24 protein-coding genes are annotated in these 25,197 nt (G+C 65.3%); 11 read left to right on the top strand and 13 right to left on the bottom strand.

Annotated elements, in window-relative coordinates:
- Nucleotide 1: 1 nt before the first annotated feature.
- From ACN0SE_RS01205 to ACN0SE_RS01260, 12 genes are all read right to left on the bottom strand, one after another.
- Nucleotides 2–748 (bottom strand): FadR/GntR family transcriptional regulator, encoded by a 747-nt coding sequence (locus ACN0SE_RS01205; protein WP_417522640.1) that lies wholly within the window; start codon nucleotides 746–748, stop codon nucleotides 2–4.
- Between the two features lie 7 nt (nucleotides 749–755).
- A complete protein-coding gene (locus tag ACN0SE_RS01210) occupies nucleotides 756–1,745 on the bottom strand; it encodes an ABC transporter permease (RefSeq protein ID WP_417522641.1) in 990 nt (329 codons plus the stop codon).
- A complete protein-coding gene (locus ACN0SE_RS01215; protein WP_417522642.1) occupies nucleotides 1,742–3,274 on the bottom strand; it encodes a sugar ABC transporter ATP-binding protein in 1,533 nt (510 codons plus the stop codon). The genes ACN0SE_RS01210 and ACN0SE_RS01215 overlap by 4 nt, the downstream gene beginning before the upstream one ends.
- 64 nt (nucleotides 3,275–3,338) lie before the next feature.
- On the bottom strand, nucleotides 3,339–4,313 hold the full coding sequence (locus ACN0SE_RS01220; protein WP_417522643.1) for a substrate-binding domain-containing protein: 975 nt from the start codon (nucleotides 4,311–4,313) through the stop codon (nucleotides 3,339–3,341).
- A 28-nt stretch (nucleotides 4,314–4,341) separates the two neighbouring features.
- Complete coding sequence (locus tag ACN0SE_RS01225; protein ID WP_417522644.1) at nucleotides 4,342–5,103, bottom strand: SDR family oxidoreductase; 762 nt, start codon at nucleotides 5,101–5,103, stop codon at nucleotides 4,342–4,344.
- Nucleotides 5,103–6,275 carry a galactonate dehydratase gene (gene dgoD, locus ACN0SE_RS01230; protein WP_417522645.1) on the bottom strand — a complete coding sequence of 391 codons (1,173 nt, stop codon included), beginning with the start codon at nucleotides 6,273–6,275 and terminating at the stop codon, nucleotides 5,103–5,105. Before dgoD ends, ACN0SE_RS01225 begins: the two co-directional genes overlap by 1 nt.
- Nucleotides 6,276–6,926: 651 nt before the next feature.
- On the bottom strand, nucleotides 6,927–7,994 hold the full coding sequence (locus tag ACN0SE_RS01235) for an ABC transporter ATP-binding protein (RefSeq protein WP_417522646.1): 1,068 nt from the start codon (nucleotides 7,992–7,994) through the stop codon (nucleotides 6,927–6,929).
- A 2-nt stretch (nucleotides 7,995–7,996) separates the two neighbouring features.
- Complete coding sequence (locus ACN0SE_RS01240; RefSeq protein ID WP_417522647.1) at nucleotides 7,997–9,526, bottom strand: sulfatase; 1,530 nt, start codon at nucleotides 9,524–9,526, stop codon at nucleotides 7,997–7,999.
- 5 nt (nucleotides 9,527–9,531) lie between these two features.
- Entirely contained in the window at nucleotides 9,532–10,581 is a 1,050-nt protein-coding gene (locus ACN0SE_RS01245; protein ID WP_417522648.1) for an aldose 1-epimerase family protein, read from the bottom strand.
- Complete coding sequence (locus ACN0SE_RS01250) at nucleotides 10,578–11,426, bottom strand: carbohydrate ABC transporter permease (RefSeq protein ID WP_417522649.1); 849 nt, start codon at nucleotides 11,424–11,426, stop codon at nucleotides 10,578–10,580. The genes ACN0SE_RS01245 and ACN0SE_RS01250 overlap by 4 nt, the downstream gene beginning before the upstream one ends.
- Entirely contained in the window at nucleotides 11,423–12,301 is an 879-nt protein-coding gene (locus tag ACN0SE_RS01255; RefSeq protein WP_417522650.1) for a carbohydrate ABC transporter permease, read from the bottom strand. Before ACN0SE_RS01255 ends, ACN0SE_RS01250 begins: the two co-directional genes overlap by 4 nt.
- Before the next feature lie 110 nt (nucleotides 12,302–12,411).
- Nucleotides 12,412–13,785 carry an ABC transporter substrate-binding protein gene (locus ACN0SE_RS01260; RefSeq protein WP_417522651.1) on the bottom strand — a complete coding sequence of 458 codons (1,374 nt, stop codon included), beginning with the start codon at nucleotides 13,783–13,785 and terminating at the stop codon, nucleotides 12,412–12,414.
- A 95-nt stretch (nucleotides 13,786–13,880) separates the two neighbouring features.
- Between ACN0SE_RS01260 and ACN0SE_RS01265 the strand changes: the two genes are divergently transcribed.
- A complete protein-coding gene (locus ACN0SE_RS01265; protein ID WP_417522652.1) occupies nucleotides 13,881–14,771 on the top strand; it encodes a LysR family transcriptional regulator in 891 nt (296 codons plus the stop codon).
- Nucleotides 14,772–14,964: 193 nt separating this feature from the next.
- The gene (locus ACN0SE_RS01270; RefSeq protein ID WP_417522653.1) at nucleotides 14,965–15,138 is read left to right on the top strand and encodes a GntR family transcriptional regulator; all 174 of its coding nucleotides are present in this window, start codon (nucleotides 14,965–14,967) and stop codon (nucleotides 15,136–15,138) included.
- Between the two features lie 56 nt (nucleotides 15,139–15,194).
- On the opposite strand, the gene ACN0SE_RS01275 is transcribed toward ACN0SE_RS01270, so the two are convergent.
- Nucleotides 15,195–16,082 (bottom strand): LysR family transcriptional regulator, encoded by an 888-nt coding sequence (locus tag ACN0SE_RS01275; protein ID WP_417522654.1) that lies wholly within the window; start codon nucleotides 16,080–16,082, stop codon nucleotides 15,195–15,197.
- 288 nt (nucleotides 16,083–16,370) lie between these two features.
- Between ACN0SE_RS01275 and ACN0SE_RS01280 the strand changes: the two genes are divergently transcribed.
- The 9 genes from ACN0SE_RS01280 (at nucleotide 16,371) to ACN0SE_RS01320 (ending at nucleotide 25,173) form a co-directional block, all read left to right on the top strand.
- Nucleotides 16,371–16,802: a DoxX family protein gene (locus tag ACN0SE_RS01280; RefSeq protein ID WP_417522655.1), complete on the top strand. Its 432-nt coding sequence runs from the start codon at nucleotides 16,371–16,373 to the stop codon at nucleotides 16,800–16,802.
- A 61-nt stretch (nucleotides 16,803–16,863) separates the two neighbouring features.
- Nucleotides 16,864–17,685: a 4,5-DOPA dioxygenase extradiol gene (gene ygiD / locus ACN0SE_RS01285; protein ID WP_417522656.1), complete on the top strand. Its 822-nt coding sequence runs from the start codon at nucleotides 16,864–16,866 to the stop codon at nucleotides 17,683–17,685.
- Between the two features lie 12 nt (nucleotides 17,686–17,697).
- Nucleotides 17,698–18,657 carry a glutathione S-transferase family protein gene (locus ACN0SE_RS01290; protein WP_417522657.1) on the top strand — a complete coding sequence of 320 codons (960 nt, stop codon included), beginning with the start codon at nucleotides 17,698–17,700 and terminating at the stop codon, nucleotides 18,655–18,657.
- A gap of 285 nt (nucleotides 18,658–18,942) precedes the next feature.
- Nucleotides 18,943–20,091, top strand: a complete 1,149-nt coding sequence (locus ACN0SE_RS01295) for a muconate/chloromuconate family cycloisomerase (protein WP_417522658.1) — start codon at nucleotides 18,943–18,945, stop codon at nucleotides 20,089–20,091.
- A 71-nt stretch (nucleotides 20,092–20,162) separates the two neighbouring features.
- A complete protein-coding gene (gene benA / locus ACN0SE_RS01300) occupies nucleotides 20,163–21,551 on the top strand; it encodes a benzoate 1,2-dioxygenase large subunit (RefSeq protein ID WP_417522659.1) in 1,389 nt (462 codons plus the stop codon).
- Between the two features lie 12 nt (nucleotides 21,552–21,563).
- Nucleotides 21,564–22,088, top strand: coding sequence for a benzoate 1,2-dioxygenase small subunit (gene benB / locus ACN0SE_RS01305; protein WP_417522660.1), 525 nt, complete (start codon nucleotides 21,564–21,566; stop codon nucleotides 22,086–22,088).
- A gap of 74 nt (nucleotides 22,089–22,162) precedes the next feature.
- Entirely contained in the window at nucleotides 22,163–23,182 is a 1,020-nt protein-coding gene (gene benC / locus ACN0SE_RS01310) for a benzoate 1,2-dioxygenase electron transfer component BenC (RefSeq protein WP_417522661.1), read from the top strand.
- Nucleotides 23,179–23,958 (top strand): benzoate diol dehydrogenase BenD, encoded by a 780-nt coding sequence (gene benD / locus ACN0SE_RS01315; protein WP_417522662.1) that lies wholly within the window; start codon nucleotides 23,179–23,181, stop codon nucleotides 23,956–23,958. Before benC ends, benD begins: the two co-directional genes overlap by 4 nt.
- A gap of 42 nt (nucleotides 23,959–24,000) precedes the next feature.
- Nucleotides 24,001–25,173, top strand: a complete 1,173-nt coding sequence (locus ACN0SE_RS01320; RefSeq protein ID WP_417522663.1) for an ABC transporter substrate-binding protein — start codon at nucleotides 24,001–24,003, stop codon at nucleotides 25,171–25,173.
- The last annotated feature ends 24 nt before the right edge of the window (nucleotides 25,174–25,197 follow it).

A 25,197-nucleotide genomic window follows, 5' to 3' on the forward strand; every position in this document is an offset into this window, starting at 1 on the left:
CTCATGCACCGGCCACGGCGGCGCCGCCCGCCCGCGCCTCTGCGGCGCGCGTCAGGTCGCGTGCGGCCACGCCGATCAGCTCGGTCATCAAGTGCCGCGCGGTCTCGGCCTCGCGCATGCGGATGGCTTCCAGCACGTTGCGATGGGTTTCGAGCGAGGCGCCGAAGTTCTCCGACGCCTGTGTCGTCAGCCGAAAGCTCATGCGCAGCGCCGAGCCGATCACCGCGCCGAAGTTCGAGAATATCTCGTTCCGCGAGGCCATCAGGATCGCATAGTGAAAGGCCTCGTCGGCCGCGACCGTCTCGTCGATGTCGTCGCCCCGGGCCGCGCACATCCGGCGAAAGGCGTCCTCCATGCGTCCCAGATCGGTCCCGTCGGCCCGATGGGCGGCCATCTCGGCGGCGGCGGGCTCGATCACCTGTCGGGCTTCGGTCAGCGCGCGGATGAACCCCAGATCGGGGGGCAGGGCCTCGCGCCACGCGAGAAGCTCGCTGTCGAGGTGGTTCCAGTTGGCGGCGGGCTGCACGATCGTGCCGACCCGGGGGCGGCTCTCGACCAGGCCCTTCGCCGCCAGCATGCGCACGGATTCCCGCAGCGCCGTGCGGCTGACGTCCATCTGCGTGCGCAGGGTCTCTTCGGTCGGAAGCCGCTCGCCGGGCGCGATCTCTCCCGAGAGGATCATGCGCGCGAGTGTCGTGGTGATGATCTCGCGCGCGCCGCCCTGTCCGCGCTGTCGGGGTTCTGCCATGCCTGCCTCAGTTCCTGTTCAGACGGTACTCCGCAAGGAAAACCGCGAGTATCAGCAGCGTACCCTTTGCCAGCATCTGATAGAAGGTCGGAACCGCAGTCAGGATCATCCCATTGTTGAGCACGCCGATGATCGCCACGCCCAAGAGTGCGCCCACAACCGTGCCGCGCCCGCCCTGCATCGCGCAGCCGCCGAGAAAGGCCGCCGTGATCGCCTCGAGCTCGAGCCCGTCGGAGCCCGAGATCGGCTGCCCCGAGCCGGTGCGTGCCGCAAGAAGGATGCCGCCCACGCCGGCCATCACCCCGGAGACGACGTAGATCGCCACCCGGTACCGCGGGATGTTCAGCCCCGACAGGCGCGCGACGATCGGGTTGCCGCCGATGGCGTAGTAATTCCGTCCGACAATGCTCTTGTGCATGAAGATGTAGAAGCCGATGGCCACCGCGATCAGGATCCAGATCGGCGCCGGAAGGCCGAGGATCCGGCCGGTGCCGATCCAGCGGAAGGCGTCATTGAAGATCGAGATCGACTGGCCGTTCGACAGGATGAAGGCGACACCGCGAAAGATCGCCATGGTGCCAAGTGTCACGATCACGGCGTTGATGCGCCCGTAGGTGATGAGCAACCCGTTCATCAGCCCGGCCAGACCGCCGACGATCACCCCGACGACAAGCCCCAGCCCGGCCATCTCGGTGGCCTGGATGGTCATCGCCGTGGCCACCGTGGTCAGCCCGACGATGGAGCCCACCGAGATGTCGAGTCCGCCGGAAACGATCACCCCGGTCTGCGAAATCGCCAGAACGCCGAGGATCGCCACGCCCATGCCGATGTTGAGCAGGTTGCGGGTCGAAAAGAACACGTCGCCGCGCAGCACGCCGAAGATCACCAGCAGGCCGACGAGGGCCACCAGCAGGCTGATGTTGTGGATGCCGATGCGTTCGACAAGCCGATGGGCCGTGGCGCCACCGCGCCCGGAGTTTGCGGTCTGATCGGTCATTGGCCGACTCCTTCATGTAGGTCCCGGGCGCTCTGGCCCTGTGGAATGGCCGCCGCCAGAATGGCCTCTTCACTGGCCTCGGCGCGGTCGAATTCGGCGCGGATGCGGCCATCGGCCATCACCAGCACCCGGTCGGACAGGCCCAGAAGCTCTGGCAGTTCCGACGAAATCACGATGACCCCCAACCCCTGGGTGTCGGTCAGGCTGCGGATCAGGTCATAGATCTCGGATTTGGCCCCGACGTCGATGCCGCGGGTCGGCTCGTCGAGGATCAGTACCTTGAGATCGCTGGCCAGCCAGCGGGTCAGCACCACCTTCTGCTGGTTGCCGCCAGACAGCGAGGTGATCGGCGCATCCAGCGACGAAGCCTTGAGCCGCATCTGCGTCGAGACCCGGGATATCAGCTCCAGAGCCTTGTTGCGGCTGAAGAACCCCTTGCTCGAGACCTTCTGCGGCACGCAGAGGACCGCGTTCTCGAGGATGGTTTGCATCAGCAGCAGCGCCTCTTCCTTGCGGTCCTCGGGGGCAAAGCCGATGCCGGCGGCAATCGCCGCGGCGGTATCGCCAGAGGGCAGGTCGACACCGTCGATGCGCACCCGGCCGGCGGTGCGGCGGTGAAAGCCGAAGATGCCCTTGGCCAGTTCCGAGCGTCCGGCCCCGATCAGCCCGCCGATGCCCAGCACTTCGCCGGCGCGCAGTTGCAGCGTGATGTCCGAGACATGCTCGGTGCTCATCCCGGCCACGTCGAGGATCACCTTGCCGGTCGAGGGGGTGCGGTCGGGGAACATGTCCGACAGGGGGCGGCCCACCATCAACTGGGTGATCCGTTCCTCGGTAATGCCCGCCGCCGGCAGATCGTCGACCAGCCGCCCGTCACGCAGCACCGCGACCCGGTCGGCCAGCCGGGTGATCTCGACCAGCCGGTGCGAGATGTAGATCACCGCCACGCCTTCGTCGCGCAGGCGGCGGATGATGGTGAACAGGCGGCGGGTCTCCTCGTCGGTCAGTGACGAGGTGGGCTCGTCAAAGGCGATGAGGCGCCCGCCGGCCTGCACCGCCCGCATGATCTCGATCATTTGGCGCTGGGCCGGACCGAGGCCGGCGCAGAGCTGCCGGGGGCGGAGTTCGCCGGACATCCCGAAGGTGTCCAGCAGGGCCTCGGTCTCGGCCTGGAGCCGGGTCCAGTCGAGAAAGTGGCGGCCCTTGCGCGGCAGGTCGCCGGCAAAGATGTTTTCGGCCACGGTCAGGTCCGGGACGATCTCGGGTTCCTGATGGATCACCCGGATCCCGGCGGAATGCGCATCGCGGGGCTGGGCAAAGCTGACCTCCTGCCCCTCGATGTGGATGCTGCCACGGGTCGGAGGAAACACGCCTTCGAGCAGGCGCATCATGGTGGATTTCCCGGCGCCATTCTCGCCGACGAGCGCAAGCACCTGTCCGCCGTGAAACTCCAGGGTGATGTCGTTGAGCGCCTGCACCGGACCAAAGTGCCGGGTCAGACCGTCAATGCGGAGAAAGGGTATAGTCATCGGGGTCTCCTTGGCTGGCTCCGGGTGGCAGAGGACGCCCGCCGGGGGCGCCCTCTGCTGTGGTTCAGTTGCAGAGCCGGTCCTTGTACTCGCCGAAGTTCTCGAGCGTCACGAATTCCGGATCGGAGTAGGTGGCCTGCGGCAGCGGCGTGCCCTCCTTGATCGAGGCCAGCAAAAGCTGCACCGCATCGCGCCCGTGGTTGGCCGAGTTCAGCCACATGGTGCCCTTGAAGGCCGAGGTCCGACTGTTGCCGAAGGCATCGCAGGCCCGGCTGCCGTCGATCCCGATACCGATGCCGGCCTCGGCCGGATAGTTCGAGTTCTCCATCGCCCGCGCCGCGCCCAGCACGCCGTCATCGTTGCAGGCATAGAAGATCCAGTGATCGTACTGCGGATTGGCGGTCAGCGTCGTGGTCATCACGTCGATGGCGTTGACCATGGTGTTGTCATAGGCGGCGCGCACGATCTGGTCTTCGCTCAGGTCGGAATTGGCCAGCAGTGCCTTCTCGGCGCCGCCGTTGCGCTGCATGCAGGTGTCGGCCTTGCGGTCCTCGATCGAGACGACACCGACCGAGCCCTTGCTCCAGCCGCTCTCGGCATAGAACCGGGCCAGGTTTTCACCGACGCGTTCGCCGATGGCAAAGGCATTGAGGCCGACATAGGGAACCGCATTGCCGTCGCGGTCCTGGATATCGTCGTCGACGGCGACCAGCGGCACACCGGCCTCGGCGGCGCGGGCCGCCACGACCGGGCCAAGCGCGCGGTCGGGCACCACGATGGCGATGCCGTCGACACCGTCACCGATCATGGTGTCGAGCGTGGTGATTGCCAGGTCGGCGTTGAACTGCACGTCCTGGCTGACGAACTCGGCGCCGCCCTCTTCGGCGGCCGCGGCCGCGCCGGCGACCTCGGCCACGAACCAGGGGTGATCGCCCATCTTGTTGATGTAGCCGATCTTGATGGTGTCAGTCTCGGCAAGCGCCGCCTGCGGCGCGGCGAGACCGGCAAGGCAGGCCAGAGTAAGTTTCAGGGTCTTCATGGTGTCCTCCCAATGAGTTTCGAATGGTTCAGTCGTGGAACAAGGCCGATCGTCCTCCGTCGATCATGATCGTCTCGGCATTGATGAAAGGCGCCTCGTCCGAGGCGAGAAACACCGCGGTCATGGCGACTTCTTCGGGGCGGCCGATCCTGCGCGGCGGATGCAGCGCCTCGGCCCGGCGGCGTTCGGCGTCGGGGTCGTCGAAACCGGCCCAGTAGTCGCGGGCAATCTCGGTGTCGATGTAGCCCGGCGCGATGGCGTTCACCCGCAGGCCCTCGGCGGCATATTCGATCCCCAGCGCGCGGGTCAGTCCGATCAGCCCGTGTTTGGCCACGGGATAGGGAAAGGTCTGCGGGATGATCTTGAAGCCATGGGTGCTGGCGATGTTGATGATCGCGCCGGCGGCCTGCTGCCGCATGTTCGGCAACACGGCTTCGCTCAGCGCCCAGCAGGCTTCGAGATCGAGCGACATGCAGCGCGCCCATTCGCTGCGCGGCATCTCGTGGGGCCGGTAGAACACGTTGGCCCCGGCGTTGTTGACCAGCACGTCGATCCTGCCGAAACGCTCCAGCGTGGTGCGCACCATGGCCTCGACCTGATCTTGCTCGGTGACATCGGTCTCGACGAACACCCCGCCGGTCCCGGCGGCCACCGCGGCCCCGGTTTCGGAGTTGCGTTCCGCCACCACGACCTTGGCGCCCTCGGCGGCAAAGCTGCGGGCGATGGCCGCGCCGATGCCCCGGCCCGCGCCGGTGACGATGGCCACCTTGTCCTGAAGCCGCCCGGCCATCACCAATCCACCACGGTGCCGTCGGGCATCACTGCATTGCGGGTGTGCAGCACTTCCTGTTCGAACGGATGGCGGGCGATCTCGGCTTCGTCGACCTCGAGCCCGAGGCCCGGTTTCTCGGGCAGGGGCCAATGGCCGGGCTGGCGCGCGATCGGCCATTGCACGACGTCATCGTACCACGGCACCGCGCCAACCATTTCCTCCTGGATGATGTGGTTCGGGGTCGAGACCCCGAAATGCAGCGCCGCAATGCCGGCAATCGGACCGAGCGGGTTGTGTGGCGCGACGCCGATCCCCGCGGTTTCGCAGATTGCGGCGATCTTCTTGGCCTCCAGAAGCCCGCCAACATGCACGATATCCGGCTGGGCAATGTGGAACGCCCGGCGGCGGATCGCCTCTTCAAAGGCGCCGCGCCCGATCAGCCGTTCGCCGGCGGCGATGGTCACCCGCGAGGTCCGGGTAAGCTCGGCGCAATTGTCCATCTGTTCCGGCGGCACCGGCTCTTCGGCAAACAGCGGCCGGGCCGGCTCGAGCGCGCGCAGGAAATCGCGCGCCAACGGCAGTGACGCCGGCCGGCCATGGAAATCCACCATGATGTCGACATCCGGCCCGACCGCGGCGCGCAGCGCGTCCATCGCGGTGCCGACCGCGTCGATGGCGCGGTTGGGCGCGATGTAATGGGCGTAGGGGATCGAGACCACCTTGACCGCGTCGTAGCCGGCGGCCACCACCTGCCGGCCCCGTTCGGCCAGCGCCTCGGCGCCATCGGTTTCATAGACCGAGTTCATGTCGCCCATGCCCAGATGCGTATAGCTGCGCAGGCCGTCGCGGCATTTTCCGCCAAGCAGCCGCCAGACCGGGGTATCCAGGGATTTGCCGAGAATGTCCCAGAGCGCGATCTCGATGCCGCTGATCGCGGACATGCCGATGACGCCCATGCGCCAGAAGCCATGGCGGGTCATGATCTGGAAACACTGTTCGATGTCGCGCGGGTCCTGTCCGACCAGCAGAGGCTCGAGGTCGGCAATCGCGCCGAGGACGGACCGTGTCTTCCACTCAAGCGTCGCTTCGCCCCAGCCAACGAGACCCGGCACGTCGGTCTCGACCCGGACAAACACCCAGTTCCGCATCTGGGCGTTGCAGGCAACAGCGCTGATCCTCGTAATCCGCAAAGCGTCCTCTCCCTCTATTTGTAGTATTAATAAGATTGAATCATAATGCGAGTCAATGAAAACATTCATACATGCTGCATGCCCGTCAGGAGGTTGATTTCGTTAGGGTTTCAGCAGTGCGGCCCGAGAGAAGGCTGCTGCGAGCGCTGGTTCGGGCTGGTTGGCGCGAGGCTCGTTTGCCCGCGCGCGCGCCCTGAACTCCGAGTCGGTTTCTCCACGTGACACATCGTCCCCAGCTGGAATCCTGTGTCGGGGTCGTCGAGGGCAAGCCTGGCCGTGACCATGCCGAGGTGGTGACCCTCGGCCTGATCGACACGCGTGAGAAGGCGGTGCAGGCCGGGCAGGATGTCCGGACCAGCGATGTGGATGGCGTTTATTCGTATGTCACGACCTGCGCGCTGTCGTCGAGCGTGCTTCCGGTGGTGCGCAGGGCCGCCGTGTCGGTGGTGATCCTCAACCTGCAGCCGGTTGGGATCGACAATGCCGAATTCACTACGCGCGGCAGGCCGGCGTGGGGAGTTGGTTTTTCACCTCAGGCAGCGAGGGAGGTCGGGACGGCGGTCCCTCTTCGCCACCATCTGTCCCGAAACGCCTCGGCCGGTGTCTTTCGGCCGAGGCGTTTTTCCGGATACCGCGTCGAAGCGGGGCGGGTCAGGCGTTTCGACTGCCCTCGAGCCGCGATCCCGTGGTCGTGTCAAAGACATGCAACCGCTCCGACGGCAGGGCAAGCGCCACCCGGTCGCCAGGGCCGAGGTTGCGCCGCTCCGACAGGCTGACGTTCATCAGATGCCCCGCCACGTCGACCGCGAGGATCAGGCGGTCGCCGGTGTTCTCGGCACTCTCGACGCGCCCGGCAACATGTCCCTGACCCTCGGGCGCGATCTCAAGGTGTTCGGGGCGTATGCCAAGGGTCACCTCGCGCACCGCGCCGGTCGGCACCGCCAGTTCGGTGCCGAGGGCAGAGACCCGACCCGGGGCCTCGGCGGTGGCCTCGAACAGGTTCATCGGCGGGCTGCCGATGAAGCCGGCGGTGAACAGGCTTGCCGGACGGTCGTAGAGCTCCAGCGGCGGGGCGAACTGCTCGATCCGGCCGCCGTTGAGCAGCATCACCCGGTCGGCCATGGTCAGCGCTTCGACCTGATCGTGGGTGACATAGATCGCGGTCACGCCGAGACGCTGCTGCAACCGCCGGATCTCGCCGCGCATCTGCACCCGCAGCTTGGCATCGAGGTTGCTGAGCGGCTCGTCGAAGAGAAAGACCTTGGGCTCGCGCACGATGGCACGCGCCATCGAGACCCTCTGCCGCTGGCCGCCCGAGAGGTCGCGCGGCTTGCGATCGAGGTAAGGCCCGAGGTTCAGCAACGCCGCCGCCTCGTCCGACCGCCGGGAGCGTTCCTCGCGCGACTGGCCCAGAACCTCGAGCGGGAACTCGATGTTCTCGCGCACGGTCATGTGCGGATAGAGAGCGTAGGTCTGGAACACCATGGCGATATCGCGCTCTTTCGGGGTCAGATGGGTCACCGTGCGACCATCGATGTCGATCACCCCGGTGCTGGCATCTTCCAGCCCGGCAACGATGCGCAGGAAGGTGGATTTGCCACAGCCGCTTTCGCCCAGCACCGCGATGAACTCGCCATCCTCGATCTCGATGTCGAGCCCGTGCAGAACTTCGACGGCGCCAAAGGCCTTGCGCAGGTTACGGATGCTCATATGCGCCATGATCACGCCTCCTCATGGATGTTCAGGCCCAGGCGGCCATAGGCTTCGGCCGGCGCGTCCTGCCGCGCCATTGCGGAACACAGCAGCTCGGTCATCCGGTGCTCGCGCGCCGGATCCTGCAGCGGGGCCTGCTGGCCCGGGTCCGCTGCGATGTCGTAGAGCAGCGAACCGCTGGCTTCCATCACCGCAGGCCCGTGCGATTGGTACCAGGCCGATGACGGCAGAACCGGCACCTGCAGCACCGGATAGCCCGCGGCATAGTTCAGATCATGGGTCAGCCGCGCCGCGCCCAGCTCTTCCCGACCGAACGGCACCAGCATATGCGACGGCATCAGCGTGTATTGATAGAGCGTCTGGTCCAGCATGTCCTCGGGATAGCGGAAGTAGGTCTGCCGCCCGTCCGTGACGTTCACCGCGCCGCCGAAATAGCCGAAGATCACCGCCTCATGGCCGGGATCATCGGGATCGGCCAGCGCCGGCAGCAGCGACCGGCCCCGCACCGCCTCGGGCAGATCGCAGCCGAAGGCCTCGAGGAGGGTCGGCATCAGATCGGGCGTCTGGAACAGCCCGGCATGGGCGGTGCCGTCGCGCGAGGAATGGGCGGGGTGGTGAACGAACAGCGGGATATGGGCGATTTCCTGATAGGCGGGCATCTTGTTCTTGGCCCACCAGCCGTGTTCGCCGGTCAGGAAGCCGTGATCGGTCGAGACGATCAGCATGGTGTCCTCCCACATCTCCAGGGCATCCATCCTGTCGAGCAGCCGGCCAAGTTGTTCGTCGCAATGCGCCAGCAGCGCCTTGTAGCTGGCCCGCATCTCCTCGGCCTCTGCCGCATCCTCGGTCACCCGCGCGTAGGGCGGCCAGTCGCGGGTCGGGCTGTCGGGATCGACGGCAAATTTCTCCTTCAGCCGCGCCGGCGCATCGAAGGGCTCGTGCGGGTCGAAGGTCTCGATCTGCAGGAACCAGTTGTCGGCTGCGCGGTTGCGGTCGAGGAAGGCGCAGCCAAGGTCGAAACACTGGACTGACGAGAAATCCGCCTCGCTATGGCGCTCGGCCCGGTTGACCATGTTGTGATAGCGCATGTCGCCCGGTTGGTCGCTGAATTGTGCCGGGTGATAGGCGGCGCGCCAGTCGTCGAGCGGCGCGGCAAGCTCGGCCTTCCAGCGGTCGCCCTCCTGCCCGCGCACGGCTTCGAAGCTGCTGAAGGCATTGAGATAGCCCGCGCCGCCCACCTCGAGGTAGTGGTAATGATCGGTGATCATGTGGCTGTAGATGCCGGCCTCCTTCAACACCTGGGTCATCGCCACGTCGAACGGTTCCAGCGGTCCCCAGCTGCGGTGCAGGAAATTCAGCCGCCCGGTCTGCAGATCGCGCCGCGCCGGCATGCAGGGCAGCGATCCGACGTAGTGGTTGTCGAACCGCACCGACCGCTCGGCCAGACGCCGGAAGTTCGGCGTCTCCATCACGGTGCCGCCATAGGGTTCGAGGTAGTGACGGTTCAGGGTGTCAAACAGGACAAGGATCGCACGCATCAGGGTCAGGCTTTCGCAAGGATGGAAGTGTCTCGGACGAGCGAGATATCGACGGCAAAATCGCGGGCTTCGCCCGGCGCCAGCACCGGAAGCTCTCCGGCCTCCTGCGCCGCGGCCCGGGAGCGATGCACCGTGGTGCAAGGCTCGATGCCGACCATGTAGTAGCCCGCGCCGCGCAGGCGCAGCAGCTGCAGGCAGGGCAGGGTCCGGGTGTCGAAGGAGATCGTCAGCGCGAGGCCGCGGTCCGGGTTGATCAACCGGCACTTGGCCGGTCCCGGCGCTTCGGGGCGGTGCACCGAGATCTCGGATTGATAGCTGTCGGCCGGAGGGCCGAAGGGGCTGCGGGGATCGTGCGGCGTGCTGTGCCACAGCGCCGCGCCCGGGCCGGGGTCGATGACGCTTTCGGCATCGACGAGCGGAAAGCCGAGGTTGAAGTGATAGAGCATCATCGACGGCGCCGGGTGCGGCCCGATATTGTCGACACGGTCGCGGATCCGCAGGTCTTTCCCGCCCAACGGCATCTCGATCCGCCGCCGCAGGCGCAGCGCACCGCCGAATGTCATCGACTGGATCACCTCGCCTTCGCACCAGAGCATCGGCGTCTCGTCGGTCTCTGACAGCCCGTGGCCGATCAGCCGGGCAGGCTGCTGCGCGCCGTGGCCATGCAGCGGATAGGCGATCTCCCGGCCGGGATAGAGCGGCAGATCGTACGGCGGTGCCTGCTCGGGCTGGCGGATATGGTCGAACCCGCAGGTCGACAGAAACCCGTTCAGCCCCCGCAGATACCCTTGCCCGCCGTCACCCTGCGCATCGATCAAGGCCGGGTGACGATCGCCGTTGGGCGTGTGCCACGACAGGGTTTCGCCGTCCTGCGCCAGCCGCCCGATATCAAAGCTGCGGTCGACGACGATCTCGGCCTCCAGCCCGCCGCCCGAGCGCATCTCGATCACCCGCAGCCCGCGCCCCGGCCCGTCCTCCAGCGTCACCAGGCGCGTGCCGGCATAGGCGTCGAGGCTGGCGTGGCGGCGGCGCAGCTCGGTCACCCAGGCGCTCATTTCACCGCCCCTGCGGTCAGACCCTTGACGATGAACCGCTGGCAGAAGACCAGCACGAGCAGCGCCGGGATCGCCGACAGCACCGAGGCCGCTGCCATCTGGGTGTACTTGATCTCGTTCTCTTGCGCGAACTTGGCAATGCCCACCGGCACCGTGGCCGACTGGTTGTTGGTCAGCGCCAGGGCGACCGGGAACTCGTTCCAGGAGAAGATGAAGATCAGGATCCCGGTCGAGACCAGCCCCGGCATCATGATCGGCACAACGATCCGTCGCATCAGCCGCAGGAAACCGGCGCCGTCGACCACCGCCGCCTCTTCCAGCTCGTTGGGGATCTCGCGCAGGAAGGACGACAGCAGCCAGAGCGCCATCGGCAGGTGCAGCGTGGTGTGCGCGAGGATCAGAGCGGTCAGCGAATTGGTCAGGCCGACATGGCGGAACACCTCGTACCAGGCTCCGGCCAGCGTCACCGGCGGCACGAGGTTGAAGACCACGGCCCAGAGCAGGAACAGGTTCACGATCCAGCGCGGCCAGCGCATCCTGAGCAGCGAATAGCCGGCAAGGAAGCCGACGGAGAGCGCGATGAGGGTGCTCGTCGAGGCGACGATGACCGAGTTCAGGAAATTGCGGGTGAAGGTCGAGGTATTGCCGAACAGCACCTCGGCATAGTTCATCGACACCGGCTTGAAGGCGACGGTGCCCATCAGCAACGCGATCTGAGTCTTCAGCGAGGCGAGGGCGATCCAGAGGAACGGTGCCAGCGTCAGGATCGCGGCGGCGACCAGGGCGCCGTGCAGGACAAGGGTCACGGCGCGGCGCGACGTGAAGCGGCGGGCGGAGACACTCATTGGCTTCTGGCCTTCTGACGGGTCATGGCGACGCCGATGACAAGGGCGACAAGGAACATCACGAAGACCGACATCGCGGCACCGTAGCCGGCGCTGTCCTGCACGAAGAACCGTTGGTAGATGGTGAAGCTGATCACCTGGGTCGAGGTGCCGGGGCCACCGCCCGTCAGCAGATAGACCTCGTCGAACACCTTGAAGGCGATGATGGCGCGGAACACGAAGGTGGTGAAGATCGCCGGCCACAGCAGCGGCAGGGTGATCCGGCGAAAGGTCCGCCATGCGCCGGCGCCGTCGATCTGCGCGGCCTCGAAGACATCGCGCGGCAGCGCTTCGACCGCCGCCAGCAGCAGCAGAAACGAGAACGGCGTCCAGTGCCAGACATCGACCGCGATCACCGAACCCAGCGCCAGCGACGACGAGCCCAGCCAGTCCACCGGACCGAGGCCTATCAGCCCGAGCGCCTGATTGATGATGCCGAACTGGGTGTTGTACATCAGCTTCCAGATCGCGCCGATGATGATGCCGGGGATCAGGATCGGCAGCAGGAACAGCGTGCGATAGACCTTGGCCCCGCGCCCCAGCCGCGAACAGATCAGCGCCAACGCAAGGCCGATACCGACCTGAAGGGTGGTCGCCACGATCACAAGGATCAGGGTGTTGAGAATGCCGGCCTTGAACAGCGCGTCGTCCGCCAGCGCCCGGTAGTTCGACAGCCCGACCCAGTCCCATTGTGCCTGGCCTTCGACCCAGGAGACCTTGGCAAAGCTGAGCGCCAGGAGGTTGGCCAGCGGCAGCGCCGACAAAAGGACGAGGAAAAGAAGCGCCGGCAGGACGGTCATCAACTTGACCGGGCCGCTGGCTTTGACCGTTGCCATTGTCATGTCCAGTAAGCTTCGCCGCTGCGCGCGTCACCGACGCGGAGAGGGCGGTTTCGGGCGGGCCGCGCTGTGGCGGCCCGGTGACGTCGTTTGATGCCCTGCAGGGATTACTCGGTCAGATTGGGCAGACGCCCGGTCTCGTAGCCTGCATCCTGCATGATCTTCTCGATCTCGGCCGCCATGGAGTTCAGCGCCTCCACCGGGCTGATCTCGCCGGCGACGGCCCGGTTGAGGCCGACCTCGGTCACGGCCACGATCTCGGCGCCTTCGGGGATCGTCCACATCCGCCGCGCAGTCGGCAGCGCCTCGCGCATCACCGGCATGTAGCGGTTTTCCGGCTTCTCGGCGAATTCGCCCTCATAGGCCGCGGCACTGATCGGCGAGCCGCCCAGCTCGGCATAGGCCACCTGGGTTTCGGTCTGCTGGAACCAGTCGAGAAAGGCCAGCGCCGCCTGTTTGCGTGCATCGGGGATGTTCTTGGGAATACCGCCCAGCCAGTGGCCGATCGCCGGCGCGCTCTCGCCGCCCGGCGCATGCGGCAGGTTCATGTAGCCGATCTTGCCCACCACCGCGGATTTGTTGGGGTCGTCCATCTGCGACTGCGCTGCCACCGGCAGGATCGCATGGGCCGCCTGGCCGGTCACGAGATACTGGATCAGGGTCGCCTGATCCATCGACGCCGGGTTCGGCGGACCGACCTCTTCGGCGATCTTCAGGTACATCTCCAGCGCTGCCAGCGCCTCGGGGCTGTTCAGCGTGACAAAGAAATCACCGTTGCCCTCGTCCCGGAACATCGACCCGCCATAGCTGTTCATGTAGGGCCAGTAATCCCAGCTGATCGAGATGGTGGCCCGCGCGGAGCGCTGCATCATCCCGACCATTCCCTCGGCCTCCTGGATCGCCTTGGCATTGGCCAGCAGCTCGTCCCAGGTCTCGGGGATGGCCAGCCCGTGCTTTTCATACAGGTCGGCGCGATAGAACATCATGGTGATGTTGGGGTTGACCGGAATGGTCAGCAGATCACCGGTCTCGGCGTTCACCGTCCCGGTTTCGCTGTCGTAATACAGCGTGTCGTCAAAGGTATAGACATTGGGGTCGAGGGTGAAGCCGGCGTCGATACTGGTCAGCGGTTCGAGGAACCCGCCCTCGTACATCTCGGGATAGAAGATGCCGTTGACGATCAGGATGTCGTATTCGCTCTCAGCTGCGCGGACCGCATTGCGCTGCTTCTCGAGGCTGCCGGCATAGGGGTTCACGTCGAGCGTCGCGCTGTTGCCGGTCTGCTCCTGATAGAGATCGACGATATTGGCAAAGCCCTGCAGCCAGGGCGACTGGTTGATGACGATGTTGATCGGATCCTGAGTCTGCGCCCGGCTTTCCGGCGCGACAAGGACGGCAAGTGACGCGGCAACGGCGAATGACATCGCCCGCGGCATGAACGGCAAAGTGCCCATGGTTTCCTCCCTTGAAACTGCGGTCATCCTGCCCGCATCGAGGTAAAACTACTAACTTCTTTTTTCTTCAGTTATGCAACCTTTGCTTATACCTTTGTCCGGCCGACCTCCAGAGGTGAAAGATGATCAATCTGCGCCAGTACAGCCATTTCATCGCCGTTCTCGAAAGCGCCAGCCTGCTCGAAGCCTCGCGCAAGCTCAACATCAGCCAACCGGCCCTGAGCAAGAGCATCGGGGCGCTGGAAAGCTATTACGACGTTGCGCTGTTCCGGCGGTTGCCGCGCGGCGTGCGGCCCACGGCCTTTGCCCTGACGCTGGAGCCTCATGCCCGTCGGCTCCTGCATGACGAGGCAGAAAGCCGGGCCGAGATGGCGGCGGTTGCCTCTGGCTCCTCAGGCACGGTTTCGATCGGGGTCGGCGCGGCCTTTGTGCAGATCGCCAGCGACACCATCCGCGACCTCGACCGCGAGGTGCCCAACGTGCAGTTCAAGGTGATCACCGATCACGCCCACAACCTGCGCCAGGCGCTACTGGCCAATCGGATCGAATTCTACCTCGGCATGGCCAACAACGAGAGGTTCGATCCCGCCTTTGACGTCGAGCTGCTGTTTGCCGATGCCTTTGTCGGCATCTGTTCGCCACAGCATCCCTTCGCCGGTCAGGTGGTGCCGCCGGAGAAATGCCACGACGGCGAATGGATCGTTCCCGATCTCGAAGAGCCGGGGCGGGCGGCCCTTGATGCCTTTTTCCTGTCGTCGCTGAAACGCAAGCCGCAGGTCAAGGTCACCACCAACGCCGATCATCTGATCCGTCAGTTCCTGTCAGGCACCCGCTATCTGAGCATCGCGCCCGAGTCCTCGATGGCGATGCCGGGGTTTCGCGATTTCGGCCAGTTCCGGTTGCAAGGCTTCGACTTCAGACGAGAAGTCGGCATCGTCCGCCGCGCCGGCCACATCAGCACACCGCTCGGCCGCCGGTTTTCGCAGATGCTGTCGACCGCCCTGAAGCCTTGATCCGAAGGGGGCGCTGCATTCAGGACCGGGCGCCTCTTCACAGCCATGGTCTGTCGTCAGGATGGAACAGGCGGATCGCAATTGACCCGCTGGCGTTCAAATGGTTCCGTTTACCCGGTCATCCAAGTATATGATGTACTTGGATGACTGGCCCCTCGTCGGTTTTCGCGGACAGCGACCAAAGGACCAAAAGATGACCCCGTCGATCAAGAAACTCCAGAACAAGAGCCTGTCGGAAACCGTCGGAGACGAACTGGTCCGTTTGATCGCCTCGGGGGCGTTGAAGTCGGGCCAGAGGTTGAACGAAGTGCAGCTTGCCGAAAGTTTCGGTGTCAGCAGAGGCCGCACGGCTTCAAGGCCAAGCTGATTGCCTGACACGACGACTGATGCCGCCGGGACGGTCCGTCGCGGACCAGCTGTCCGCTAGGTCTCCTGCATGTCCTTGACGGCAAAGTCGATCAGGGCGCGAACCTTGCGCGGCAAGGTGCGCCCTTCGAGATAGACGGCGGCGATGTCACCACGTTCACCGGTGTAGCCGTCAAAAAGCCGCACCAGCTCGCCGTTGTCGAGCGCGCCGCGCAGGGCGAAGCTGGGAACATAGGCGACCCCGAGGCCGCGGCGCGCCAGATCGACGGCGGCACTGGCCGAATTTACATGAAACCGGCCCTCGATCTGAGCTACGACCTCGGTGCCGTCATGGTCAAAGACCCAACGCCGGGGGTTCCGGCGGTTGGTATCGACGATGCAACTGTGCCCTGAGAGCTCTTCGGGCGTTGTCGGCGCGCCGGCCTGCGCGAGGTAGGCGGCGCTGGCGACCGGCAGGCTCTGGAACGCGCCCAGCCGCCGAACCTTGAGTGAGGCCATGTCGAAACGGCCGATCCGAAAGGCAAGGTCGATGCCCTCGGCGGCAAGGTCGCTGAACGCATCGCTCAGCCGCAGGTCTATGGTGATGCCGGGGTGTTGCTCGGCGAACCGCGCGAGAAATCCCGCGATATGCACCTCGCCAAAGGTGATGGGCGCAGAGACTCTCACGACACCCGACAATCCCTTCGACGACTCCGAGATGTCGGCGAGCATATGATCCAGGTCGTCCAGCAGGGCAGGCGCGCGGGACAGCAGGTCGGTCCCGGCCGCGGTCAGCCCGACCTTGCGGGTCGTGCGCTGGAACAGGCGGACGCCGATGCGCGCCTCGAGCTCGGCCACGTATTTGGACGTCAGCCGGTTCGAAATGCCCAGGTGGTCAGCGGCGGCCGTGAAGGACCCGGTCTGGGCCGTCGCGACAAAGGCGCGAAGCTGGTCTATGAGGTCCATGGCACTATTCGGAACATATAAGAGATAGTCATTCCATAACTTCTACATTTCGTAGAAGGTCTGCAAGCCTTATGTTGGGAGCAGATCAAAACGGTCCGTCGCTCAGGACGGCACGCAGATGCAGAAAGCCGTGAAGATCAGTTCGGAGGCCGCCGATACCGGACCGCCAAAGAACGCAACTTCGAGCCTTTCGGCTTCATGAACAGACAATTCGGACAGGTGCCGGGCACTTCCCCGGAACGCGCGGCGCTGGCCGGCGGCCTGTCCCAACCCCAAGGAGTGACCAACATGTCCATCAATTCCGCAAACCCCAATGCCGACTATGCGGCCCTCGTGCTGCGCGTGACAAGCGGTGTGACCTTCCTCGCCCACGGCTGGATGAAGGTGAGCCTGTTCACCATCCCCGGCACCGTCGCCTTCTTCGAAAGCCTCGGGCTTCCGGGTTTCTTTGCCTACCTCACCATCCTTGGCGAACTGGGCGGCGGTCTGGCCCTGATCCTCGGTGTCGCCGTCCGCGCGGTCTCGATCCCGCTGATCGCGATCCTGCTCGGCTCGGTCTGGGCGCACGCGGGCTTTGGCTGGACCTTCTCGAACGAAGGTGGCGGCTGGGAATTCCCGCTGTTCTGGACCATCGTGCAGGGGGTGATCCTGCTGCTGGGCGCCGGTGCCTTTGCCCTGCGCCTGCCGGTGCTTGACCGCAGCCTCGGCAAGCTCGCCTGAGTGCACTTCAAGCTGCCGGATCGCCAAGGCGGCGGTCCGGCCCGGACACGGGAGACCCATCATGCAGACCCACAGCCTTCAGGACCTTCGCGATCGCTTTGCCCCCTCTGACCGGCTGCCGGCGGTCTTTCTCGGCCATGGCAGCCCGATGAACGTGATCGAGGACAATGCCTACAGCCGCGCCTGGACCGAGCTGGGCAAGAGTCTGCCGCGGCCCGAGGCCATTCTCGTGGTGTCGGCGCACTGGATGACCCAAGGCACCACGCTGGTCGATGTCTCGGCAATGCCGCGCACGATCCACGATTTCTACGGCTTTCCCCAAGCACTGTTCGATCAGCACTACCCGGCGCAGGGTCAGCCCGCCCTGGCCCGCGAAGTCGTCTCGCTGCTGAAAAGCCACCGGGCGCAGGAAGACGATCGCTGGGGGCTCGACCATGGCGCCTGGGCGGTGCTGAAATACCTTTATCCCGAGGCCGATGTGCCGGTCTTCCAAGTCTCCATCGACATGAGCCGCGGGTTGGACCACCAGCTCGAGATCGGTCGAACCCTGTCGGAGCTGCGCGACCGGGGCGTCCTGATCCTCGGCTCGGGCAACGTGGTCCACAACCTGCACGCCATGCGCCCGGGCGGCAAACCGCAGGATTTCGCGCTGGAGTTCGATGCGCTTGTTGCCGAGCGCCTGACCGACCGCAATTTCGCGGCGCTTGCAGATGCCAGGGGGCTCGGCCCGATGCTCTCTGTCGCCCACCCGACCGTGGATCACTACCTGCCGGCGTTGACCATCGCCGGCGCGTCGGACACCCGCGACGACCTGACCTTCATGACCGACGCCATCGACCTTGGATCGGTGTCGATGCGGTCGTTCATCTTTCATGCGAATTGAGGAGACAGCCCCATGCTTGTCGACGGAAAATGGATCGAGAACTGGCAACCCGTGCAGAAGGCCGACGAGAAGGGCCGCTTCGTGCGCCAGGTCTCGAGCTTTCGCAACTGGATCACGCCCGATGGCGCCCCCGGCCCGACCGGGGAGGGCGGCTTCAAGGCTGAACCCGGCCGCTACCGGCTTTATGTCGCGCTGATCTGTCCCTGGGCGTCGCGGACGCTGATTGCCCGAAAGCTCAAGGGGCTTGAGGATGTCATCCCGGTGACCGTGGTGAACCCCACATTGACTGATCAGGGCTGGTGTTTCGGTGGCTATCCCGGTGCGGATCAAGACCCGCTGTTCGGGGCGCGCTACATGCATGAGATCTATACCCGGGCCGATCCGCATTTCACCGGCCGCGCCACCGTGCCTGTTCTGTGGGACACGGTGCGGAATGTGATCGTGAACAACGAGAGCGCCGATATCCTGCGCATGTTCGACACCGCGTTCGAACAGCTTGTCCCGTCCGACCTGCGGCTTTATCCTGCGGACCTTGCCGCCGAGATCGACGCACTGAACCCGCGGCTCTATACCCTGCTCAACAACGGGGTCTACAAGGCGGGCTTCGCCTCGTCGCAGGCCGCCTATGACGAGGCTGTCGACGGAGTCTTTGCCATGCTCGACGAGCTCGAGGATCGGCTCTCGGGGGATTTCCTGTTCGGCGACCGCCTGACCGAGACGGATATCCGCGCCTTTGTCACCCTGATCCGCTTCGACGCCGCCTATCACGGTCTCTTCAAGACCAACCGTCGGCAGATCAGCGACTATCCGCGGCTCTCGGCCTACATGGCGCGCATTCTGCGCCTGCCGGGGGTGGCCGAGACCGTTGATATCGACCACATCACCCACGGGTATTACTCGATCAAGGCTCTGAACCCGACCGGCATCAGGCCGACCGGCCCGGCGCACGTCGAAAGACTGCTCGCGGCCTGACTTGGCAGGGGCCAGGCGGTTTGACGGGTTTGGCCCTTTCCAGGGGGGGGTGCCGGGCGGAATCGGGCAGGCCGGTCCTTTGGCGAGCTACAGCTCGGACGACCCTTCACTGCAAAATCAGATCTCCGGTTCAGGCCGGCCGGAGGACCGGCCGGCCTTTTCTGCGCCTGCGTCCCGGCCAAATGCCGACGCCAGGGTATCAGTCAAGACCCCCCCAATCATCGACAGAATCCCGGTTCGCGGCGCAGTCTGCAGTCCAACGAAACATGTAGATGTGGTGCCCCAGTGACCAAGATTGACCAGATCGAGACCCTGATCCTCGATATCCCGACCATCCGCGGCCACGTGCTGTCGATGGCCACGATGCGGGTCCAGACCGCGGTTCTGGTGCGGGTCCGGTTTTCCGACGGGTCGGAAGGGATCGGCGAAGGCACCACCATCGGCGGGCTGAGCTACGGGCCCGAAAGCCCCGAAGGTATCAAGTCGGCCATCGACACCTATATCGCCCCGGCGCTGGCCGGGCGCGACGCCGATAACGTCAACGGTGCGATCCAGCTGGTCGACAAGCTGGTCAAGGGCAACCGGATTGCCAAGACCGCCGTCGAAATGGCGCTCTGGGACGGCCTGGGCAAGCGGCTGAACGTGCCGGTGTCGCAGCTCTTTGGCGGTGCGGTGCACGAACGGCTGCCGGTCGCCTGGACACTCGCCTCGGGCAATTCCGAGACCGACATCGCCGAAGCGCATGAGATGATCGAAACCCGGCGCCACAACATCTTCAAGCTGAAGATCGGCAAGCGCTCGGTGCGCGATGACGTGGCCCATGTCGCCCGGATCAAGGCGGCGGTGGGCGAGGCCGCAAGCGTGCGCGTCGACATCAACACCGCCTGGTCGCTGCAGGATGCGCGCTGGGGTCTGAAAGGCCTGCAGGACGCCGGCTGCGAGCTGGTCGAGCAGCCAGTGCCGGCGCGCTATCGCAAGGACCTGGCGGAACTGACCCGCGGCTACGAGATCGCGGTGATGGCGGACGAGGCGCTGAACGGCCCCGAGGACGCCTTCGAGGTGGCCGCCAGCAAGGCCGCCGACGTCTTTGCCGTCAAGGTCGCGCAATCCGGCGGGCTCAAGCGGGCCTCGGAGGTCGTCGCCATCGGCCAGGCTGCGGGGCTTGGCCTTTACGGCGGCACGATGCTCGAAACCGGGCTGGGCACCGCCGCAGCGCTGCAGCTTTTCGCAACGGTCGAGACGCTGCACTGGGGGACCGAGTTCTTCGGGCCTCTGCTGCTCACCGAGGACATTCTCGCCGAGCCCATCACCTATCGCGATTTCTGCGTGGACATCCCGCGCGGCCCCGGCATCGGCACGACGCTCGACCCCGACAAGATCGATTTCTTCCGCCGCGATGGCGGCCGGACCATGACCGCTGTCGCCGGCGCATAACCCGGCGGCCCGATATCAAACCCAGCCGCCGCGCCGGAGACGCGTGACGGCAGACAGGAGGAGGACCCCATATGTTCACCCAATCCAATCTCGATGAATTCGAGGCGCGCCTCGATGGCGCGATCCAGGATGATCCGGAAACCGGCACCTTTCGCTGCCGCCGGGACATCTTTACCGACGAAGAGCTCTTCGAGCTCGAGATCAAGCACATCTTCGAGGGCAACTGGATCTACATGGCGCACGAAAGCCAGATCCCGAACCCCGGCGATTACTTCACCCTGACCATGGGCCGCACGCCCGTCGTCATCACCCGCGACAAGGACGGCGAACTGCATGCGCTGGTCAATGCCTGTTCGCACCGGGGCGCGCAGCTCTGCCGCTTCAAGCGCCGCAACCAGAAGACCTTTACCTGCCCGTTCCACGGCTGGACCTTCTCGAACACCGGCAAGCTGCTCAAGGTCAAGGACCCAAAGGGCGCGGGCTACCCCGAGCAGTTCAACACCGACGGCAGCCATGACCTGACCAAGGTGGCGCGGTTCGAAAGCTACCGGGGCTTTCTGTTCGGCTCGCTCAGCGCCGATGTGAAGCCGCTGGAGGAGTACCTCGGCGAGGCGCGCAAGATGATCGACATCATGGTCGATCAGGCCGACGAGGGCCTCGAGGTGCTGCGCGGCTCGTCAACCTATACCTATGACGGCAACTGGAAGCTTCAGGCCGAGAACGGCGCTGACGGATACCACGTCTCTGCCGTGCATTGGAATTATGTCGCCACCACCGCGCACCGCACCGACGACGGCAAGGAAGACAATATCAAGGCGACCGATGCCAGCAAATGGGCCAAGCAGCGCGGCGGTTTCCACGCCTATGACAACGGCCACATCCTGCTCTGGACCGAATGGGCCGACCCGACGAACCGTCCGGGCTATCCGAGACTGGCGGAATGGACCGAGAAGTACGGGGAGACCAAGGCGCAATGGATGGTCGGCGTGCTGCGCAACCTCTGCCTCTATCCCAACGTCTTCCTGATGGACCAGTTCTCGAGCCAGATCAGGGTGTTCCGCCCGATCAGCGTCGATCAGACCGAAGTCACGATCTACTGCATCGCGCCCAAGGGCGAAGCCCAGGAGGCGCGCACCCGCCGCATCCGCCAGTACGAGGATTTCTTCAACGCCTCCGGCATGGCGACGCCGGACGATACCGAGGAATTCCGTGCCACCCAGCGCGGCTATGCCGGCGCGGCGCATGCCAAGTGGAACGACCTGACCCGGGGCGCGACCCAGTGGATCGAAGGCCCGGACGAAGACGCCAAGGCCCTGGGCATCAACCCGGTTCTGTCCGGCGCCCGGACCGAGGACGAAGGGCTCTTCGTCATCCAGCACAGCAACTGGTCCGAGCGCATGGGCCAGGCCATCTCCAAGGAACGCGAAACCGCGCCCGGCGCGGCTGTCGCGGCCGAATGAGGAGGAGAGACAATGACCACTGACACGCTTGAACGCCCCGACGCCGGAACGCTGTCCTACGAAGACATCCAGGCCTTCCTCCACGCCGAGGTGCGCGCCCTGGACGACCGGGATTGGGACACCTGGCTGACCTTCTATCATCAGGACTGCCCGTTCTGGATGCCGGCCTGGGATGACTTCGACACCCTGACGGAAGACCCGGCAAACGAAATGTCGCTGATGTACTACCCCAACAAGCAGGGGATCGAGGACCGCGTCTTCCGGATCAAGACCGACCGGTCGTCCGCGACCTCGCTGCCCGAGCCCCGGACCAACCACTACCTGTCGGGCATCGAGGTGCTGAGCCGGGAGGGCCGCGAGATCAGGTTGCGCTTCAACTGGCACACGCTGAGCTATCGCTACGGCCAGACCGACCAGCACTGGGGCACGTCGTTCTACACGCTCGACACCAGCGGGCCCAAGCCGCTGATCACCGACAAGAAGGTGGTCCTGAAGAACGATCACATCCACCACGTGATCGACATCTACCACATCTGATCTCTGCCACAGGGGAGAGAAACGAACCTCCGCGCACCGCCTGTGGTGCGCGGCCATGGGAGGAGCATGCCAAGATGACCTACAACATTGCCCTGAATTTCGAAGATGGCGTCACCCGCGTCATCCAGTGCGATGACGACGAGAAGGTGACCGATGCGGCCTTCCGTCAGAAGATCAACCTGCCGATGGACTGCCGCGACGGCGTCTGTGGCACCTGCAAGTGTTTCGTCGAAAAGGGCGAATACGAGCTGGAATTCTACATGGACGAGTCGATGAGCGACGAAGAGGCCGCAGAAGGTTATGCGCTCACCTGCCAGATGATCCCCGAAAGCGATTGCGTCGTGCGGGTTCCGGCCTCGTCCGCCCTCTGCAAGACCGCGCCAGAGGCCGTCGAGGCCGAGGTGCAGGGCGTCGACCGGCTGTCCGAGACCTCCTTCGGTCTTCGGGTGAAGCTGGCCAAGCCGATCAGCTTTCTGCCGGGGCAATACGTGAACCTGAGTGTTCCGGGCACCGACAAGCACCGGTCCTATTCCTTCTCGTCGGCGCCGGGCGCGCAGGAGGCGACCTTCCTGATCCGCAATATTCCGGGCGGCGTCATGAGCAGCTATCTGGGCCAGCAAGCACAACCCGGCGATGCGCTGACAGCCACCGGGCCGATGGGCGCCTTTTACCTGCGTCCGATCGAGCGCGCGCAGCTCTGGCTGGCCGGCGGCACCGGCCTCGCGCCTTTCCTGTCGATGCTCGAACAGGTGGCCGAGCAGGGCAGCGATCACCCCATCGTGCTCTACTACGCCGTGACCCGGGCCGCCGACCTGGTGGAGCTCGAGCGGGTCAAGGCGCTGGCCGACAGGATCGGCAATGTCACCGTGATCACCATTCTCGCCGCAGAAGACGACGCGCATGACCGCAAGGGTTTCGTGACCGACCACCTGACCGCCGATGACCTGACCGGCGGCGATTGCGACGTCTATCTCTGCGGACCGCCCCCCATGGTGGACGCGGTGCGCGGCCATTTCGGCAAGCTGGGTGTCGCGCCCGCGAACTTCTACTACGAGAAGTTCAACCCGACGGAAGACAAGGCCGAAGCGGCATGACCCGTCGTTTCGAGGACAAGATCATGGTGGTGACAGGCGCCGCGCAGGGCATCGGCCGCCGCGTCGCCGAACGGGCCGCTGCCGAAGGCGCCAAGGTGCTGATCGTCGACCGCTCCCCGGCCCGCAAGGACGTGGTCGCCGCGATCCGCGCGGCAGGCGGCACGGCCGAGGCGCTCTCGGTCAACCTCGAAACCTGGTCCGGCTGCGACAAGGCGATGCAAAAGGCCATGGATGTCTGGGGCCGGATCGACATCCTGGTGAACAACGTCGGCGGCACGATCTGGGCCAAGCCCTTCGAACATTACGAGCCCAAGCAGATCGAGGCCGAAGTGCGCCGGTCGCTGTTTCCCACGCTTTTTTGCTGCCGCGCCGCAATCGAGCGGATGTTGCCGCAGGGCGCTGGCGTGATCGTCAACGTCTCGTCCATCGCCACGCGGGGGCTCAACCGCGTGCCCTATGCGGCAGCAAAAGGCGGCGTGAACGCGATCACCGCAAGCCTGGCCTGGGAAGTCGCAGAGCGCGGCATTCGCGTGGTCGCCACAGCGCCGGGCGGTACCGAGGCGCCGCCGCGCGTGGTGCCGCGCAATGCCAACGCTGAAGAGGAGCAGCGCGAGGACTGGTACCAGACCATCGTCGACCAGACGATCCAGTCCTCCCTGATGAAACGATACGGAACGCTCGACGAGCAGGCAGGCCCGATCCTGTTCCTGGCGTCGGACGACGCTTCCTACATCACCGGCGTGACCGTGCCGGTGGGTGGGGGCGACTTGGGATAGGCCCTGAGGAGGGGCCGTTCAACCAACTGGAGGAGATACCAAATGAAACGTTCTATCCTGGCGGCCCTCGGGCTCGCCACCAGCCTCGCTGTGCCTGTCGCAGCCGAAGACATCAAGGTCGGCCTGCTGCTGCCCTTCTCGGGGGTCTATGCCGCGCTTGGCACCGAGATCGAGACCGGCTTCAACCTAGGGCTTGCGCAGTATGGCGCCGAGACCGACGTCACCTTCGAGATCGTCCGCGAAGACACCGAGGTGAAACCGCCCGTCGCGCTTGGCAAGGCCAAGAAGCTGATCCTGCAGGACAAGGCCGATGTGCTGGTCGGCGTCGTCAGCTCCGGCGTGCTGAGCGCCCTGCGGGACATGGTGCATGGCGCAGGGGTGCCGCTGATCGTTGCCAACGCCGGCAATGACGAGGCCACGGGTGCCGCCTGTTCGCCCTACATCACGCGGATGTCCTTTTCGAACGGTCAGGTCAACCGGCCGATGGGCGCCTGGATGGCGCAGCAGGGCATCAAGAAGGTGTTCACACTGGCGCCGGATTATGCGGCAGGCCACCAGATGATCGGCGGCTTTGTCGACAGCTTCACCGCCGCCGGCGGAGAGGTGGTCGGACAGGAGTTTACGCCGTTCCAGAAAACCCAGGACTTCGGGCCATATCTGGCGCAGGCCAAGGCCAGCGGCGCGGACGCCGTCTATGTCTTCTACGCCGGCGGCGAGGCGATCTCCTTTGTCAAACAATACGACAGCTTCGGGATGAAGGCCGACCTGCCGCTCTATGGCTCGGGCTTCCTGACCTCGCCGCTCTACGTCAATGCGCAGGGCGAAGCGGCCGAAGGCATCATCACTGCGCTGCATTATGCGCCGACTATCGACAGCGGTCCCAACGCAGCCTTTGTCGGTGCCTTCATCGAGGAAACCGGGCGCATGCCGTCGGAATTCGCGGTGCATGGCTATGACGCGGCGCACGCCCTGATCGAAGCGGTCAAGACCGGGGCCACTGATCGTGCCACCTTGGCCACTGCTCTGCGTCAGGTCCGTTTCGAGGGGCCGCGCGGCGCGCTGTCGGTCGATCCGGCCACCAACAACCTGATCCAGCCGATCTACGTCTACGAGACCGTGGCGGGCGAGGGCGGGCTGACCCAGAAGATCCTGGCCCAGCTGCCGGCCGAGGCCGATCCGATCAACGGCTGCGAGATGGCACCTGTCTCCAACTGACTGTCTGGCCCGGTCGCCTGTCGG

Origin of the sequence: Marinovum sp., assembly GCF_048263515.1 — a bacterium.
In the GTDB taxonomy this organism is placed as follows: Bacteria; Pseudomonadota; Alphaproteobacteria; order Rhodobacterales; family Rhodobacteraceae; genus Marinovum.

Coding starts and splice junctions, on each gene's coding strand:
- ygiD (WP_417522656.1), top strand. CDS start 16,864: ATGCAGACCCACAGCCTTCAGGACCTTCGCGATCGCTTTGCCCCCTCT.
- ACN0SE_RS01245 (WP_417522648.1), bottom strand. CDS start 10,581: ATGAGCGCCTGGGTGACCGAGCTGCGCCGCCGCCACGCCAGCCTCGAC.
- ACN0SE_RS01290 (WP_417522657.1), top strand. CDS start 17,698: ATGCTTGTCGACGGAAAATGGATCGAGAACTGGCAACCCGTGCAGAAG.
- ACN0SE_RS01210 (WP_417522641.1), bottom strand. CDS start 1,745: ATGACCGATCAGACCGCAAACTCCGGGCGCGGTGGCGCCACGGCCCAT.
- ACN0SE_RS01205 (WP_417522640.1), bottom strand. CDS start 748: ATGGCAGAACCCCGACAGCGCGGACAGGGCGGCGCGCGCGAGATCATC.
- benC (WP_417522661.1), top strand. CDS start 22,163: ATGACCTACAACATTGCCCTGAATTTCGAAGATGGCGTCACCCGCGTC.
- ACN0SE_RS01280 (WP_417522655.1), top strand. CDS start 16,371: ATGTCCATCAATTCCGCAAACCCCAATGCCGACTATGCGGCCCTCGTG.
- ACN0SE_RS01260 (WP_417522651.1), bottom strand. CDS start 13,785: ATGACCGCAGTTTCAAGGGAGGAAACCATGGGCACTTTGCCGTTCATG.
- ACN0SE_RS01215 (WP_417522642.1), bottom strand. CDS start 3,274: ATGACTATACCCTTTCTCCGCATTGACGGTCTGACCCGGCACTTTGGT.
- benB (WP_417522660.1), top strand. CDS start 21,564: ATGACCACTGACACGCTTGAACGCCCCGACGCCGGAACGCTGTCCTAC.
- ACN0SE_RS01265 (WP_417522652.1), top strand. CDS start 13,881: ATGATCAATCTGCGCCAGTACAGCCATTTCATCGCCGTTCTCGAAAGC.
- ACN0SE_RS01275 (WP_417522654.1), bottom strand. CDS start 16,082: ATGGACCTCATAGACCAGCTTCGCGCCTTTGTCGCGACGGCCCAGACC.
- ACN0SE_RS01235 (WP_417522646.1), bottom strand. CDS start 7,994: ATGGCGCATATGAGCATCCGTAACCTGCGCAAGGCCTTTGGCGCCGTC.
- ACN0SE_RS01250 (WP_417522649.1), bottom strand. CDS start 11,426: ATGAGTGTCTCCGCCCGCCGCTTCACGTCGCGCCGCGCCGTGACCCTT.
- ACN0SE_RS01220 (WP_417522643.1), bottom strand. CDS start 4,313: ATGAAGACCCTGAAACTTACTCTGGCCTGCCTTGCCGGTCTCGCCGCG.
- benA (WP_417522659.1), top strand. CDS start 20,163: ATGTTCACCCAATCCAATCTCGATGAATTCGAGGCGCGCCTCGATGGC.
- ACN0SE_RS01240 (WP_417522647.1), bottom strand. CDS start 9,526: ATGCGTGCGATCCTTGTCCTGTTTGACACCCTGAACCGTCACTACCTC.
- benD (WP_417522662.1), top strand. CDS start 23,179: ATGACCCGTCGTTTCGAGGACAAGATCATGGTGGTGACAGGCGCCGCG.
- ACN0SE_RS01255 (WP_417522650.1), bottom strand. CDS start 12,301: ATGGCAACGGTCAAAGCCAGCGGCCCGGTCAAGTTGATGACCGTCCTG.
- ACN0SE_RS01320 (WP_417522663.1), top strand. CDS start 24,001: ATGAAACGTTCTATCCTGGCGGCCCTCGGGCTCGCCACCAGCCTCGCT.
- ACN0SE_RS01270 (WP_417522653.1), top strand. CDS start 14,965: ATGACCCCGTCGATCAAGAAACTCCAGAACAAGAGCCTGTCGGAAACC.
- ACN0SE_RS01225 (WP_417522644.1), bottom strand. CDS start 5,103: ATGGCCGGGCGGCTTCAGGACAAGGTGGCCATCGTCACCGGCGCGGGC.